The organism is Jutongia huaianensis, assembly GCF_014384985.1.
Lineage (GTDB): Bacteria > Bacillota > Clostridia > Lachnospirales > Lachnospiraceae > Jutongia > Jutongia huaianensis.
The window spans coordinates 73273-89944 of the sequence record NZ_JACRSX010000004.1; the positions used below are offsets into that span (position 1 = coordinate 73273).

Genomic DNA, 16672 nt, shown 5'->3' on the forward strand with positions numbered 1-16672 from the left:
CTGCCAGCAGGAGCTGTGCAGGAAATTAATCTCTTCAAATAAAATATAATTATTTATCTCCGGAAGATTTTGCAATTTCTGTCACGGAACTAACCATTCCTGCAAGTCCCTGTATCTCTGATGGAATAATGATCTTTGTCGCCTTTCCATCTGCTGCTTTCGCAAATGCCTCCAAGCTCTTGAGCTCGATAACTTCCTTCGATGCACAAGCCTCATTCAGCATGCGGATACCATCGGCGTTCGCCTTTTGCACCGCCAGAATTGCCTGTGCCTGACCCTCAGCCTCACGGATCGTTGCCTCCTTCTGTGCCTCCGCATGCAGGATTGCTGCCTGCTTCTCTGCCTCTGCCTCCAGAATTGCAGACTCTTTATGTCCCTCTGCTACGGTGATAGCAGACTGCTTCTCACCCTGTGCGATCAGGATGGCCTCACGCTTCTCACGCTCTGCCTTCATCTGCTTCTCCATTGCCTCCTGAATCGGCTGTGGAGGAATAATGTTCTTAAGCTCTACACGATTTACCTTGATACCCCACGGATCTGTCGCAGTATCCAGAGAGGATCTCATCTTGGTATTGATGATCTCACGGGATGTCAGTGTCTCATCGAGATCGAGCTCACCGATAATATTACGAAGTGTGGTCGCTGTCAGATTCTCAATCGCCATGATCGGATTCTCAACACCATATGTGTAAAGCTTCGGATCGGTGATCTGGAAAAAGATCAGCGTATCAATTCTCATGGTTACGTTATCCTTTGTGATTACCGGCTGTGGCGGAAAGTCCAGAACCTGCTCCTTCAAACTTACCTTTCTGGCGATACGGTCAATAAACGGCACTTTGAAATGAAGTCCCACATCCCATGTGTTCTGATAACCTCCCAGACGCTCTACAACATACGCCTTTGCCTGCGGTACAATATGAATGCAGGATACGGCAACAACTGCTACAATGACAAGTAAAATAATAATTGCTAATTCCATTTTTGATTCCTTTCCTTTATAAATGTGCTGATTAATCTGTTCGGAATACGATATATAGATTTTTCGCAATGCGGTCTACTCTATATCGTCCGACACAGGATTTACGATTGCTTTCACTCCCCGTATCTCCTGTATCACTACCTTCCGGCCAGCCTGGATCCTTTTTCCTTCATCTGCCGCTCTGGCAGTCCATTCCATCCCGTCAACAATGATGCATCCCGTCTCGTTGAAATTATCGATCAACTCGGTCACCTTTCCCTCTTTGCCGATCATGCTGTTGACATTTGTCCTTACCCTCGAACCGTTCAAACGTTTCTGAACAACCGGTCTGGTAAAGATCAATAATATAAACGAAACAACAAAAAACAAGACAAGCTGTACTCCCAATGGCTGTCCCAGCCATGCTGCAATAAAACTGATCAGCGCTCCTGCTGCAAACCAAATGGTCGTCAAGCCCAATGTAATGATCTCAATGATCAAAAATGCCACTAATGCGATCAACCAGAAAAAAATATAATTCTCATCTGTCCGAAAAAGCGACTGTAGCAAAGATTGCAGCCGGAATGTAAAAATTCCCGACAAACCGCTCATGGAAACACCTCCTTTGGTGTATACTACTTATTTGTATGAATATAGCATATTTCCACTGAAATAGCAATATACTCTAGTCCGTTTTTCTTCTCTGTCTTGATGCCTCATAAAGCACTACCGCAGCGGCAACAGCCGCATTTAACGACTCCACACTGCCTTCCATTGGAATGTGAATTCTTCCGCTGAGACATTTCTGCACCTCCCGGCTGATTCCATTCGCCTCATTTCCCACAACGACAGCAGACGGCTTTGTATAATCCGGATCATCATAAACCCTGCTCTCCTCCAGAATCGTTCCGTAAACAGAAATTTCTTTTTTTCTCATCTGCAGTATCGTTTCCGGCAGACTGTCTACATATATAAATGGAACACGGAAAATCGCTCCCATCGTCGCACGGACCACCTTGGGATTAAAAAGATCCACGGTTCCCTTACTCATGATCACACCTGCCACTCCCGCAGCCTCCGAAGTACGGATCATCGTTCCCAGATTCCCCGGATCTCTCAGATCATCCAGCATCAGATATAATCTTGACCGGCTGTTAAGAATCTCCTCCAAAGAATAGACCGGCATATCTACCATTCCAAGGATTCCCTGTGGTGTTACCGTATCTGCCACCTGATCAAACAGATCATCCGGCACCACATCCACCCCCACATGCCTTTCGTTTCCTGAAAATTCCGCTGCGATCTCATTTTCCGGCTTCTCCTGCCATTTTGTGATCCACAGGCTTTGCCGGATCAGTACCTGCCGGAGTTTTCCGTATTTGGCGGCTTCCTGCACAAGCTTGATTCCCTCCGCCACAAATACTCCTTCCTTTTTGCGGTGTCTGGCATTTTTCTGCAGTTTTATCATTTCTTTTAATTTCGCATTATTTTCACTGGTAATCATTATTGCCTCCATTATGATATATACATATATTTAGAAATAAAAGGTACTTTGACCCTTGCATCATATTATAAAAGGAGGGGGCAGAGAAATCAAATAATTTCTCTGCCCCTTGGCATATGTTATATGTTCTTGTAAGCATGTTCATCGGCAAAATCTTATAAAAGACCTGCACTTTCCTTCAGCGTCAGCTCATCATGGTGACATACCGACCCTTTGGTAAAGCCTTTTACACTGTGTTCCACTGCATATCCGCAGGCAGCTAAACCAGACTGAATGATCTGGCTCATCTTTTGCTCCGAAAACTGCAGCTTGGAACCATCCTCTAACTCAATCGTACAGGCATGACCACAGTCCGCTGCACAATCCATAGAACAGGAAACCTTATACATATTCTTCCTGCTGATCGCTCCGATCTCTTCTAATGTATTGATCATGCGATACACTGTCGCAGAACCGATCTTATGATCCAGCTTTGATGCCTTGTAATAAATCTCCTTACAGCAAGAACAATCCTCCTGCAAAATGATATCCAGGATCATCAGACGCTGTTTCGTAATACGGCATCCCTGTTCTCTCAATTTTTGAATGATCAAATCCTTCTGCATCATTAGAAAAACCTCCCCAATGGGAATCACTCTTTCGAGTATACCGCCTCTTTAATCTTGTAAATGAGAATGACTTATCTATCACTTACAGTAGTTAGTATATGCTAACATTTATTAGATGTCAAGAACTTTTTTCATTTTCTTTTCTTGTGTTCTGATTTTAAAAGTGTTATACTTATTTTATATGAAATGACGTTCGGAGTTTCGGACGGACTAAATGGTATGGAGGAAAATATTTATGGCAAATACCGAATCTGCTGAGAATTATCTGGAAACGATCCTGATCCTCAGCAAACGACTGCCGGTGGTTCGATCTGTTGATGTTGCGACGGAGCTCGGTTTCAAAAAGTCAAGCGTCAGCATTGCAATGAAAAATCTTCGTCAGAAGCAGCACATTACTGTAACAGATGCCGGATACATATATTTGACAGACTCAGGCCGCGAAATCGCGGAAATGATCTATGAAAGACATCAGCTCATCTCAAGCTGGCTTATCAGGCTCGGAGTTCCGGAGGAGATTGCCACAGAGGATGCATGCCGTATGGAACACGTTATCAGTAAAGAAAGCTTTGAAGCATTAAAAAAGCATGTTTTCCCTTCATAGGAAAGCATGCTTTCTCAATATATCGGGAAATTTTTCCTTTAATTTATTACGATATAGAAAAGAGGCATAATTACAATGACAGAATTTATGAGAGGCCGGAGACTTCGCACAGATGAACGTCTCCGCAAAATGGTACAGGAAACACATATGGATATCTCCGATCTGGTATACCCAATGTTCGTAATGGACGGTCAGAACAAAGTTGAAGAAATCCCATCTATGTATGGCCAGAACCGCTACACAGCAGACCGTATGGGAGAAAAACTGGAACAGCTTCTGAGGGCCGGAGTCAATAAGATCATGCTATTTGGCATTCCGGACCACAAGGACGAAGTGGGCAGCCAGGCATACGATGAAAACGGCATCATCCAGCGCGCCTTCCGGGAAGCAAAGAAGAACTATCCGGAAATGTACCTGATCGGTGATGTCTGCATGTGTGAATACACCTCCCACGGTCACTGCGGTATCATTCATAACCATGACGTAGACAATGACGCTACTCTGAAATACCTGGCAAAGATCGCCCTCTCCCAGGTGGAAGCCGGAGCCGATATGGTGGCCCCTTCTGATATGATGGACGGCCGTATCGCAGCGATCCGCCAATGTCTTGATTCCCAGGGCCACTTAAACACACCGATCATGTCCTACGCTGTAAAGTTTGCTTCTGCTTACTACGGACCTTTCCGGGATGCCGCAGACTCGGCACCACAGTTTGGCAACCGACGCACCTATCAGATGGATTACCATAACCGCCGGGAAGCTGTAAAAGAGGCACTCGCCGATATTAACGAGGGTGCAGACATTATTATGGTAAAACCTGCTATGATCTATGGTGATCTGATCCGTGAGATCAAGGACCGGACAAATGTCCCGATGGCTACCTACAGCGTCAGTGGTGAATATGCTATGATCAAGGGAGCGGCAAGTCTCGGTCTGATCGATGAGGATGCCATTATCTGCGAAACAGCGATTGCTGCAAAACGTGCCGGAGCTGATATCTATATCACCTATTTTGCAGAGGAACTGGCTGGTTTTATTAAACAGGGACTATTATAAAACTATAATAACTTTGGCAGGCTGGCTGCGAGACAAAGTGCTCCCCAGCCTGCTTTTTTATCCGGTACACTCTCCTGCCCCGGCAGCTTTCTTGCCCCTTTCATCAAATATGCCCTTATCTTCTCTCCATATAGATATGGATCATTGCCCTGCACAATCCCCCATTCCATCATTAATGCCGCTGAACCGGCCGCAAAGGGCGTTGCAATTGAAGTTCCGGTCCGGGCTGTATATCGTTCCCCCGGCGCAGCCGTAACCACTTCTACCCCCGGTGCCACAAGGGTTGGTGCCATCCTTCCATCCGCTGTATTTCCCCGTCCGGAAAACGAGGCAACCACATCATTTGACACCTGATATGCTCCCACCACCACAATACCATCAGCTGTAGCCGGTATCGTCATGGTCGTATCCGGCTCCGGCTCCAGAAATCCTGTGGAAAGACCAACCAACTCCGTGGTGGGAAGCCACAGCTCTACCACACCTCCCGTAATCTTCTCCGGGATCAGCCACAAACTCCATACCCCCTCCGGCAGAACTCCTTCCTGTCCCTCCGTGGGCAGCCACTCCATATAAATCTCCTGCCAGATCTGCGCTGGCGTCGGTTCCCCGTAATACACATAAATCCATGTTCTCTGCAGTTCATATCGCCTTACTTCCCTTGTCTCTTCGATCAATATCCTTGTTCCGTCGGGAGCTTCTAAAAACACCGTAAAATCATCCGTATATTGCTTCCACATCTGCAGACTTAAATTTTTCTCCCCCGCTCCGATCACAAACCGGATCTGCCGGGGTTCATTTTCTAACCGCACTCTGGCATGATGTCTGGCATCCCCTTCATTTCCCGCCGCAACAGATATTACACTTTTCCATACACCTGCCAGTTGAGAAATATATCCCTCAAACAAGCTGCCGCCATCATGAGCACCATTGTTATTACCATAACTGACATTCAGGGAAACCGGCATTCCAAATGATTCCGCCTTCCGTACCATATAATCCAATGCCTCCATCAACTCCGTGGTTCTTGAAAAACCTTCTCCGCCGGTACTTAGCTTTACAAAAAGAATGGGACTTTCTATCGCAATTCCCCGATACCGGTACCCTGCAGACCCTGCACCGTTTCCCGCTGCCACGCCCGTTACTGCAGTACCATGACCGGAACCTGTATCTTGCGGAAGAGAAATATCTTCCCTTTCTCCCAAAAGAACCTGATCAATCTGCTCCTTTGTCCACTCCACTCCCTGACGATATCTTTCCGGAGCTTCCAGCCCCACAGATGGATCCGGTATTCCACCCTGATCCCATAATGCCAGAATGCGTGTCGTACCATCCGGATTGCGAAAAGCAGGATGAGTCAGATCAATTCCGGAATCCGCCACACCAACGATCACTCCTCTGCCGGTCAGACCGTTTCTTAAATCTCCTGCCTCGTACTCCTGATCCACACTTAAATTCCCCTGCACAGAATTAATACAGGAGGCCCCTCTCCCTGCATCCAGAGAAAAATAGACCTCCTTAGGCTTTTCCATATATTGTATCTGTGGCAGTGCCGCCAATGCCTCCAGCTGTTCCTCCGGAACACGCACGATCCCGTATTGATGGTAAAGTGGAATCACCTGTACTCCCGGCAGCCGGCGTTCCACCTCATACAGATTTCCATAATACCTCACGATCACCCGCCAGGTCGCCGTACTCTCATCATATCCTGTATTTAATGTATTGCTCTGCTCCCTCTCCCGCTCCGGGAGATCCAGAGCAAAACGAAATTCCGAATCCAGCTTTTCATCATTTTCCATAACAGGGTTCCTTAGAGAAATCATTACAACATTATACTCATTATGACAGTCAATAATAACCATATATAACGATCAGTTATTGCTTATTTTTTAGTAATAACGACAAAACTTTAGGTCTTGCACCTTTTGCATATTTAAATTTCAATGCATGCCTTATGATCTCCGGTAAATAATATTTACCATTATCAATAATTAAAAATCCCTCCTGACTTAATAACTTCTCCTGCTTTTTGTCCCAATTAAATGTATCCGAGTGAAATGGTAAAATTTTCAATTCGTCCGGAGCATCCTCAATTTTTTTTAAAATCGGCTGTAACGCCGCCATTTCCTGTTTTATTTCTTCAATTTTATCTTTCGAACATCTCTGCACTGCCTCTTTAATCTCAACGGGCATAATATATCGATCTGTGTAAACTTCTCTGCCTGCATTCTCTGTTGCATATTGTAGGAAACGAATAATATCTCGCGCCTGTAACTGAGAATTAAAATCAGATAATGCAGCAAGTATCCAACGTGAAGAATATGCTTCATTCGAATTTATTTTTCCGAGTTTTACTCCCCAAAGACGATTTAATTCTTTTTCTACAACATCTTGTGATATATGATCAAAATCAATCGATTGGCAAAAATCAGGAACCGCTTTAACAACCAGCCACAATGCAAGCCTTAATGCTTCTTCGTGGGACCATTTTAACGCAATTGACAGATATTGTTTTTCAAATTGTTCATAATTGGTCCGTATAGAATTATTCGCCAAATCATTTCTCAAAAAAACAAGTAATCCTATATTTTTATACTTTATTTGTAAATCTGTAATAACATCCTGAATTAACCCCTGTATGGCATATCTCTCATTTTCATTATCAAAAGTATTTTGCAAAATTTCCTCTAGTCCATCGACTAAAAATAACACACGTTGATTTGCATTTTGCAGTTCATCATCAATTTCCTCTAATGATTTTCCGTCATGAAATACATTTTTTATACTTTCAAGCCAAAAAGCTACCCAATCTACTTTATCTCTTTTCTCTTGAACAAGTCTCTTAATTTCTGATATATTATTATACCAATATAAAGTGTCCTGCCCTATAATCCCCTTTAATTTTTCAAAATTTTCAGTAACTGTTTCTATTATGCTTTCCCTTATTTCTGCTATATTTTTAGGTGACATTAACGGTAAAATATATGTTTCCGGCATATTTCGTACTGTTCCAAAATTACCAATAAATCTTTGCCAGGTCTTTTCACATATCAATTTTTTGTATAAAAAGGTTTTTCCAGAGCCCTTTGCTCCCAATATAACTGCCTGTGGAACTACATCTGTATACTTTCTAATCAAATTGCTGATCGGCTGTGTCAGCAAAGCTGCAACCTGACCATTTCCTTCTGCAACAACCTGTTTTTCTGCCAACTGATTTATTTTTTTGACAACAGCTTCTCTATTTTTTATACCTTTGTCCGTTGTCATCGTTGTGCCATACCGATTCATTACAAAATCGTTAATATTTTTATACATCTGTCTTTCTTCCAATTTCTTCATAATTTGTTGAAACGATGACAAATGAATCAATTCGCTTGCGAACGGCAACTCTGTAATTATCGAATCCGTATAGGAAATGTTATTTTCAGCAACATCATACTCCTCTAACAAACTGCTCTTTATTTGGGTAGTATCCAATCCATCAGGAATCATTGTCAATAAAATTTCCGGTACAATACTATTTTCTGCTATAGGTAAGCCTTTACAAATCTGACGCAACAACATTTTTGTTCCTTGCACAGATTGAAACGAAGTTGATGTAACAATATACTTTTTTACACGGGGATCAAAAATCAGAGGGGCGGATGTTTCACTAATACCAGCGCGCAAATCTACTAGCACAGCAGATGCACCTGCTTTTTGTCCAATTTCTGATAATTTTTCTGCTAATACATATTTTCTTTTATAACTTTTTGCAATACTTTGAGGTTCAGAATATACATCTAACAATTGTGCTTCATAACGGTACGTCGGAAGCACCATATGTCGTACTCTCACTTTACCTGTGTCTATTTCCATGACGGATTCGCGAATAAGATCAATTACATTATCGAAAACATTTTTTTCTTTAATTTCATCGCTTTGAATTAATTCTAACAAATCAAAATAACAAAAAGCATCACACTCTGTATTCATATCACGCATTAACCACGTTATTCCAGGAGCCTCAATATCTGAATCTACAATCAATAATTTTTTACTAGGGTTATTTGCAGACCAAGCTTTTGCAAAAGCTAATAACGACAGTGTTCTTCCCACTCCACCTTTATACGAATGAAACGCAATAACCGGGCAGTCTTTCAAATCTTGATTGTTTAAAATATCATCTTCATATGACTTTTTATTATACACTACATTGCTAAACAGCGGTGTTACCTTAACCTGTTTTTTTGCATACTCATCCACATTAACAATAACATGTATTTCTGTATTAAATTTGTCTAATACAATTGTCCTTTGACTTTCATTATAGTTTTTTCCAAAAACATTTTTAAGTTCTAAATACGCTTTTTCTTTATTTTGCAGCTCGTCTACCGTAATAACAATTTCTTCTGTATATACGTCTATATTCACAATACTTGATGTATCTTCATCACAAAGATATCTCTTCATTTTTCTTTCTACATCTTTCCAAGTATACAGCAAATCCATATTATATTTCCTCCTCTAGCCAATCTGCAATCTTTGACAATTCTAATTCAAACTGTTGACTCTTAAAATAATTTTTGTCATCCAATTCAACAGCATACCGGCATAACTGATGAAAATTTTCTGCATCAATTTGGTCTCCATGTTTCGTTTCAAAAATCGGGAATTTAAACTTAGTTTGTCCCAATTTTTTTAAGAGTTTACGCAAATCGTGACTATATAACACACCTTCAATTTCCTCATCCATCGACGTCTTTTGTGGATTAACTATTCTAAATTTATCTAGTAATAAAAATTTCAACCCGCATTCCACGGAATAATTCAACAACAAGCACCGGCACAATCTGCTATCATTGTTTTGCTTTAGTAATTGATATGTTTTATATTGTTTTTTATATCCATTTTTATAGTCCCTTCTATCTGCTGTAACCCTTTTCCCCATTATCTCATCCTTCCCTGGTATATAGACAAACTGCCTGGATCCGGTCACAAACCAGTCTCCAGGCTTCTATTATGTCAATTCATTATCATCATTTCATCAAACATAGTTCAAAGACTACTCAACCGTTACACTCTTTGCCAGGTTTCTCGGCTTATCCACATCAAGTCCTCTGGCCACAGATACATAATATCCCAGAAGCTGCAGTGGGATCACTGCCAGACTTGCTGCAAAATGAGGATCTGTCTTTGGTACGTATACCACAAAGTCAGCCGTATCCTCAATCGAATAATTTCCAAAATTAGTCAGCCCCATCAGAGAAGCTCCACGGCTCTTGCACTCAACCATATTGCTGATGGTCTTCTCATACAGGGAATCCTGTGTCAGAGAACCGATCACCAGTATACCATCTTCGATCAGACTGATCGTACCATGCTTCAACTCCCCTGCCGCATACGCCTCAGAATGAATGTAACTGATCTCCTTAAGCTTCAGACTTCCCTCCATACAGATTGCATAATCAATGCCACGTCCTACAAAGAAAATATCACGGGCATTGGCCTGCTTGGACGCAAACCACTGGATGCGTTCCTTATCCTCAATGATCTTGTCAATCTTCTCCGGAAGGGTCTTCATTTCCGTAATATATCCCTGATACTGCTCCTCCGTGATCGTCCCGCGCACTCTCGCGAACTCCACAGACAACAGATAACCTGCGATCAGCTGTGCGCTGTACGCCTTCGTAGTTGCCACTGAGATCTCCGGACCTGCCATCGTATAAAATACATTATCCGCTTCTCTTGCAATGGAAGAACCAACCACATTCACAATACCCATGGTCTTTACTCCCTGCTCCTTTGCCAGACGAAGACCCGCCAAAGTGTCTGCCGTCTCACCGGACTGACTCACCACGATCACCAGATCGTCCTTATTCAGGATCGGATTGCGGTAACGGAACTCCGAAGCCAGCTCCACACGGACCGGCACACGCGCCAGATCCTCCATAACATACTGCGTCACAACACCGGTATGATAAGCGGAGCCACAGGCAACAATATAGATCTGGTCGATTCCCTTAATGTCCTCCTCCGAAAGACCTACATCCGACAGATCAATCCTGCCATCCTTGATCTTGGAATTCATCGTATCCAGGATTGCCTTTGGCTGCTCATGAATCTCTTTCATCATGAAATGCTCAAAACCTCCCTTTTCTGCGGCTTCCGCATCCCACTTAATCTCCACCAGCTCCTTCTCAATCTCATCTCCATCCAGATTGTAGAAGGCTGCCTTGCCATCTGCCAGACGGCCAATCTCCATATTGCCGATATAGTATACATTTCTCGTATATTTCAAAATAGCCGGTACATCGGAAGCAACATAACAGTTTCCGTCGGACACACCGATGATCATCGGACTATCCTTACGAGCCACATAAATCTCATCCGGATACTCTGCAAACATCATTGCCAGAGCATATGATCCGCGGATACGAACCATGGCGTGATTAATGGCATCTACCGGCGTATGCTCATACTTCTTATAATAATAATCTACGAGCTTTACAGCAACTTCCGTATCGGTAGAAGAATAAAACTCATATCCCTTTTTCAGAAGCTTTACCTTTAACTCCTGGTAATTCTCAATAATACCATTGTGTACCCCAACCACATTACCATCGTCACTGACATGAGGATGCGCATTGGTCTCTGACGGTTCCCCATGGGTTGCCCATCTGGTATGACCAATACCACAGGTACCCGGTACCGCATGACCATCATCTGTCTTCTCGATCAAACCTTTGAGACGTCCCTTCGCCTTCACGATCTTTACCTTGTCTGCTCCGTCACGTACTGCGATCCCGGCAGAATCATAGCCTCTGTACTCGAGCTTTGACAGACCATCCAAAAGGATTGGGGCTGCCTGTTTACTCCCGATATAACCTACAATACCACACATATTTTAATCTCCTTTAATCCATACTAAACTTATCATACTGTATCGTATGATAGAAATGTAAATAATGATCTATTACCTGTAAATATACCGATTGGTTATTCCGATATTTACGGATATATTGAATAATCAATCCATATATGGAGTAATTCTATCATTGTCACGCTAAAATAGCAAGGGGACTTCACAATTTCCCGCAGTCTTCTTTGCAGGATTATAATACATATGTTACAACTGACATCCACACTACTTTTTACTTCTCCTTTATCATGTCAAATGTTTCACAACTCCCTGCACATATTCCTCAGATAATTCCAGCTTCTGAGCAATTTCGGAGATTGTCAGTTTGAATTCACAATAGAGAATTTCTATTTTTCCTTCTAATTTTCCCTCCATCCTACCCTCAATTTTGCCTTCGGCTTTTCCGACTTCTAAACCTTCATTGTATTTCTCGCGATACTCCTGCTGCAATGTCATATACTCGAGCCTCCATTTCTCATTTCGGCGGGCAGACTGCACCGCATCATCCAGCTCTCTCGTAAACTCATCACTTGCAGTCTGACCATCTATATATTCCAACAACCGTTTCATTTCCAGACTCACGTCGTCCATCGTTCCTTTTGTATTTAGAATAATTTTAATGGTCTCGTCTCCAAATGTCAACAACGGTCCCTGATCACACAGGTACTTCTAAAATGAAATTTTACTATACTATTCCATTATTTTCACAATTATTAATACTTATTATTTTTCTTTTATATATTTTTTCATATCCTTAAATAGGCTCCATATCATTACTATCATTATTAATCCAATTGGAAATGCAAAAATAATGCTTATAGACTGTATATTACTCATCGAACTTTCAGAAAATACAAGAGCAATAGGAAGTACAATTAATAACAAACACCATAATAATGACATTAAATTATCTACCTTTTGAATCAACAGATTAAACGGTTGTTCATGTGTTCCTACCGTTACAAAAATCATTTCCTCACCCCTACTTAGAATATGCTACCAAGATTAACTGCCTTGGGATAAACTTTTTTCTGTTCTTCCCACAGTACAACAAACTTGTCCACAATGGGATAAACCAACTTTCCTGTTATTGTCGGTTTGTCAATCCGATCAAAGACCTCAATATATATCAGTTTTGTGCCCATCAGCTTACCGATGTAAAAGAACGGAACTGCAACCGCCGCACCACAAGAAATAATCAAATCCGGTTTTTCTTTATGCAACACATTCCATGTAATCTTAATATTTTTAATAAGCGCCTTCAAACTTCTGTTGGTTGGATAATAACATGGATACATTTTTTCCTCCTGAAGCAGACTCCTTGCATCTTCCTTATCAAAAGTAACCCAAAAATGATCTTTGTCTTTCCAAAACGGCTTTAACATATATAAATGTGTCAGATGTCCTCCTGACGAACCAACCAAACATACTTTCATGTTTACTAAACTCCTTCATAATTAGTAAAAAGAGCGTGCTCCGCCACTCACCAACCACCCTCCGGCAGTCCGCAATTACGACTTCGCTCACGCTCTTTATCCTCCGTCCTACGCCGAAGCGCGACACTCGTCACTCCATCGATACGACTTCTTCCATATAAATAATGTAAGTATCCGAATAAATTCCGCCACTTACATCATCTTAATCCATCAAGTTACCTCAATCTCTTCCCGTGAACACGTCACTTTCGTTGCCACGCCAAAGAGTTCTAACTCAATTGTCCATTCATCCCGCTCAGGATCTGCCGCCAGCAGGTTTCCTGTCATTCCTGCAAAGGCACCTTCCAGTACCTTGACCTGACCATTTTCCAGACCTGTGGATGTCTGATACTTCTTGATATTCTGCTGTTTCATCTGGTGAAATTCTTCCTGACTGACTCTGTGAACGGCGCCAAACCCCACTTCCACCGGGGTCATCCCGCCAAAGACCGGTATTTCCAGCTTGGCGATCCGTCGATGCCTGTCCACCGTTTTGATACAGCCTTGATAATGCTTCAGGGGGCCGGAGGTGATACAGACCTTTTCACCAATAAGAAATCCTTCGGAATATTGTACGATATGCTGGTCATCCATCATATCCGATAAAAACTTCTGCTCCTCCTCCGTAATCGGAGAGATAGCATCGGCATCACGCAGGACTTTGGTGTATTGATGTACTTTCTTCACCCCTTCCAGAATCGGTTCGATACGATCGGTATCTACAAATATGTAACCTGGAAATAGTGTCCTTGCTACATCATGCCACTCCTGCTTGAAATGCTTCTTTGATATATACTGAGGCACGAACATCTCAACATAGTCCGCAGGATCAATATATTGACTGCATTGCTGCACGCATTTCTGCTCGGTTCCGGACATTGTATGAATGACATACCACATAATCCGGTCTCCTTCCTCCCTATTTTACATACAACATAATATCAATTATGTGAACATTTCTTAAACACTAAAACGATAACACACTTAATTTGAATTTGCAACACTTTTCTGCCTGATGGTGCAAAATTGCGCAAAATGCACAAGAAAAAGACAGTTTCTGTCACGAAACTGTCTTGATTTTTATGATGTTATAAATCTTTTTTATAATTTGCCAATATTTTCCTATCAGATCTTATATTCCCCAGACGCTCAATTCTCCCTCTGCATCATAATACGTCATCACAAAGCTTGGTCGGACTTTATACGTTAAAGACAGATCTTTTAACTGATACGGCTTAAAAATCCCCTTCATTTCATTCAATGCCAGAGAATTGCATATCTGATTAGCGTACATAACATCCATGGCATTGTGCCCATCCGACGCCATCATGTCCAATGCATACACATCCTTCCCCAATTGTACCACTGTGCTGATTCCGCTTTTTCGGAATTTCTCGACATCTTCGTCTTTCGAAATCACCTCTTCCACTCCGGTAATTCCTCTCATACGATACGGTTCAAATATCTCTTTCCAGTTATTATGTATTATATGTAATAATTGAAATGTCGAGAACACATGTTTTTTGTTATGCGGAAGTACATCAACCATATACACATGGTCTTCTGTAACCACAGCAAAAAGCAGCATGTCTCCCTTCTTTTTTTCCGGATAAAAATGAATATGATGTATTTTCCAGCATGTCAGTAATCTATCTTTAAAGCCATTTTCATCGGCTTTTTTACTCAAAAAACCGTTCATATCCTCCCCACTTTCAAATTTCCCTTTTATTTCATAAAGCCTCGTTTTCCATCCGGCATATTCCGCGGTATTCATTTTCCGCAGCAACTCCGGAGCAATGGATACCCTTCTTTTCCCCGGAATAATATGCTTTCTCAAAACTTCAAAATAATCCACCATCAGCAAATGAAAATCAATTGTATCACTAAATTTCCATTTTATTTTATTCATCACATAATAATCTAATATACGATCTTTTAGATTGGCCCTTATTTCATTAACTTCCATTATTTTCCTCCATTCCTGCGACTTACGTCAGTATATTGTTTTATAATACTTTTTACAAGTCATTATATCATTTTAGGTATATGATGCAAAGATGAAACCCTACATACTACTTTTCCTTGTAATATTCTCCCAAATTTGTGTTTCTTTTTTCTATTATTTGACGGGAAATGTTCTTCCCATATTATTTTTCCTTGGTCACTTTTGTCACTTTTTTGTTCATTTTTTGTTGATTTCTACAATAGTTTTCTCCGGCTCTGCGTGCTATAATCACTTTCAATTTCAGATATTTCTTATCTGTCAGTAGTTCGAGATCTATAAATTCTCAATTCAAATCTATTTCAGACAAATTCAGTATCTTTTGTCATTGACACCCACTGTTCGAAAGGAGTAAAATCTATGAAAAGAAAAAATAAGAAAATCCAGAAATCCAGCAAAAACGGACACAGGCAATGAAGCATACCTTGCAGCAGCCCTCCTTAACGCCTCCGGCGAACTGGCTGTATAAGGACCGGCTGTTTCACCTGCTGTTCTCGGACAAGGCAGCGCTGTTATCTTTATATAACGCCCTCAACGGAACCCATTATGACAATCCGGATGATCTTGTCATCACCACTTTGGAGAACGCGATCTACATGGGCATGCATAACGATGTATCCTGCATTTTTTCCTCCAGAGCTGGAGTTAGCGGTCCGGGTACTGAATATCAATCCCAGTCACAATGCGGCACTGCTGGAAAGTTGTACCACGCTGAAACAGTATATGGCGTTTGTCACGAAGGTTCGGGAATGTATCGACATACTTACCGCCAAAACAATCAACAATCCACCGCCATATATGGACCGGCTGCGAATTGCCATATCAGAGGCAGTAGATTACTGCATCGCACAGGCTATCCATAATACCATCACTATGCTGCAAAGCTCTGCGAGATTTATCAGATATCAGAGACAAGCGCAATGACTTATCTCCAAAAATAAAAATCCCGATAATTTCTAATACCAAAAAAGACATACCAGCGAATACTCCTATCTGCTAATATGCCCTTTCCTTTTATTTATTCTCTTCCCGTTTTTCTTGTACCCTTTACTGCTTTCCGGTACTTCCAAAGCCTCCTCTGTCTTTCCCCATCAGCTTTTCTACCTCATTGAACTGGATCTGAGGCTGATTTTTCATAATGCGGAACTGACAGATTCTGTCATTCACATGAATCTCGGTATCCCTCATGGCAATCACCGGCATTCTCCACATATCATTATCACCACAATAAGAACCGTCCACGATGCCACAATGATTTGCCTGGATCACACCGAAATTTTTATATGTGCTGCTTCGCGGAACAATGTGCGCCTCATATCCTGCTGGAAGCTCCATTGCCACCCCCAGAGGGATCAGTGCAAAGTCTCCTGCCTTTAATGTGACATCCTCTGATGCACGCAGATCGATCCAGTCAGATTTACCGTCAATATATTCTAATTTATCAATCTGATCTGTGAAATATTTGATTTTAATGGTTTCCATAATTTTAATTATCCTCTCTGATTGTTAATTTTATGACTGAAACTTCCCACACCAAATATCAGACTCCTGTATCATTCCCTGTGAAAAG

Annotated in this window: 17 protein-coding genes; 3 read left to right on the forward strand and 14 right to left on the reverse strand. The window is 41.8% G+C overall.

Annotated features, from left to right (window positions below; all coding sequences use genetic code 11):
• Positions 1-49: 49 nt before the first annotated feature.
• The 4 genes from H8704_RS05155 to H8704_RS05170 all read right to left on the reverse strand — a co-directional run bounded on the left by H8704_RS05155 (position 50) and on the right by H8704_RS05170 (position 3067).
• Positions 50-979 (reverse strand): SPFH domain-containing protein, encoded by a 930-nt coding sequence (locus tag H8704_RS05155; protein WP_249297574.1) that lies wholly within the window; start codon positions 977-979, stop codon positions 50-52.
• 75 nt (positions 980-1054) lie between these two features.
• Positions 1055-1570 carry an NfeD family protein gene (locus H8704_RS05160; protein WP_249297575.1) on the reverse strand — a complete coding sequence of 172 codons (516 nt, stop codon included), beginning with the start codon at positions 1568-1570 and terminating at the stop codon, positions 1055-1057.
• A gap of 73 nt (positions 1571-1643) precedes the next feature.
• Positions 1644-2462: a TrmH family RNA methyltransferase gene (locus tag H8704_RS05165; RefSeq protein ID WP_249297576.1), complete on the reverse strand. Its 819-nt coding sequence runs from the start codon at positions 2460-2462 to the stop codon at positions 1644-1646.
• Between the two features lie 155 nt (positions 2463-2617).
• Complete coding sequence (locus H8704_RS05170; protein WP_249297622.1) at positions 2618-3067, reverse strand: transcriptional repressor; 450 nt, start codon at positions 3065-3067, stop codon at positions 2618-2620.
• A gap of 238 nt (positions 3068-3305) precedes the next feature.
• Between H8704_RS05170 and H8704_RS05175 the strand changes: the two genes are divergently transcribed.
• Together H8704_RS05175 and hemB are read left to right on the forward strand one after the other, a co-directional pair.
• Positions 3306-3671 (forward strand): metal-dependent transcriptional regulator, encoded by a 366-nt coding sequence (locus H8704_RS05175; protein WP_022465381.1) that lies wholly within the window; start codon positions 3306-3308, stop codon positions 3669-3671.
• A 75-nt stretch (positions 3672-3746) separates the two neighbouring features.
• Positions 3747-4727: a porphobilinogen synthase gene (hemB, locus tag H8704_RS05180; RefSeq protein WP_249297577.1), complete on the forward strand. Its 981-nt coding sequence runs from the start codon at positions 3747-3749 to the stop codon at positions 4725-4727.
• A gap of 2 nt (positions 4728-4729) precedes the next feature.
• Here hemB and H8704_RS05185 read toward each other — a convergent pair whose 3' ends face one another.
• From H8704_RS05185 to H8704_RS05225, 9 genes are all read right to left on the reverse strand, one after another.
• The gene (locus H8704_RS05185; protein ID WP_249297578.1) at positions 4730-6523 is read right to left on the reverse strand and encodes a S8 family peptidase; all 1794 of its coding nucleotides are present in this window, start codon (positions 6521-6523) and stop codon (positions 4730-4732) included.
• A 76-nt stretch (positions 6524-6599) separates the two neighbouring features.
• Positions 6600-9215: a KGGVGR-motif variant AAA ATPase gene (locus H8704_RS05190; RefSeq protein ID WP_249297579.1), complete on the reverse strand. Its 2616-nt coding sequence runs from the start codon at positions 9213-9215 to the stop codon at positions 6600-6602.
• A 1-nt stretch (position 9216) separates the two neighbouring features.
• The gene (locus H8704_RS05195) at positions 9217-9654 is read right to left on the reverse strand and encodes a hypothetical protein (protein WP_249297580.1); all 438 of its coding nucleotides are present in this window, start codon (positions 9652-9654) and stop codon (positions 9217-9219) included.
• 114 nt (positions 9655-9768) lie between these two features.
• Entirely contained in the window at positions 9769-11607 is a 1839-nt protein-coding gene (glmS, locus tag H8704_RS05200; protein WP_249297581.1) for a glutamine--fructose-6-phosphate transaminase (isomerizing), read from the reverse strand.
• Between the two features lie 264 nt (positions 11608-11871).
• Positions 11872-12216 carry a hypothetical protein gene (locus H8704_RS05205; RefSeq protein ID WP_249297582.1) on the reverse strand — a complete coding sequence of 115 codons (345 nt, stop codon included), beginning with the start codon at positions 12214-12216 and terminating at the stop codon, positions 11872-11874.
• A gap of 132 nt (positions 12217-12348) precedes the next feature.
• Positions 12349-12597, reverse strand: coding sequence for a BCCT family transporter (locus H8704_RS05210; RefSeq protein ID WP_283241948.1), 249 nt, complete (start codon positions 12595-12597; stop codon positions 12349-12351).
• Positions 12598-12611: 14 nt separating this feature from the next.
• Positions 12612-13061: a PssD/Cps14F family polysaccharide biosynthesis glycosyltransferase gene (gene pssD / locus H8704_RS05215; protein WP_249297583.1), complete on the reverse strand. Its 450-nt coding sequence runs from the start codon at positions 13059-13061 to the stop codon at positions 12612-12614.
• A 210-nt stretch (positions 13062-13271) separates the two neighbouring features.
• On the reverse strand, positions 13272-14000 hold the full coding sequence (gene loaP, locus H8704_RS05220) for an antiterminator LoaP (RefSeq protein WP_249297584.1): 729 nt from the start codon (positions 13998-14000) through the stop codon (positions 13272-13274).
• Positions 14001-14232: 232 nt separating this feature from the next.
• Positions 14233-15066 (reverse strand): hypothetical protein, encoded by an 834-nt coding sequence (locus H8704_RS05225; RefSeq protein ID WP_249297585.1) that lies wholly within the window; start codon positions 15064-15066, stop codon positions 14233-14235.
• Between the two features lie 648 nt (positions 15067-15714).
• Between H8704_RS05225 and H8704_RS05230 the strand changes: the two genes are divergently transcribed.
• The gene (locus tag H8704_RS05230) at positions 15715-16026 is read left to right on the forward strand and encodes a hypothetical protein (RefSeq protein ID WP_249297586.1); all 312 of its coding nucleotides are present in this window, start codon (positions 15715-15717) and stop codon (positions 16024-16026) included.
• A 123-nt stretch (positions 16027-16149) separates the two neighbouring features.
• Here H8704_RS05230 and H8704_RS05235 read toward each other — a convergent pair whose 3' ends face one another.
• Positions 16150-16584 carry a dUTP diphosphatase gene (locus H8704_RS05235; protein WP_249297587.1) on the reverse strand — a complete coding sequence of 145 codons (435 nt, stop codon included), beginning with the start codon at positions 16582-16584 and terminating at the stop codon, positions 16150-16152.
• Positions 16585-16672: the final 88 nt, after the last annotated feature.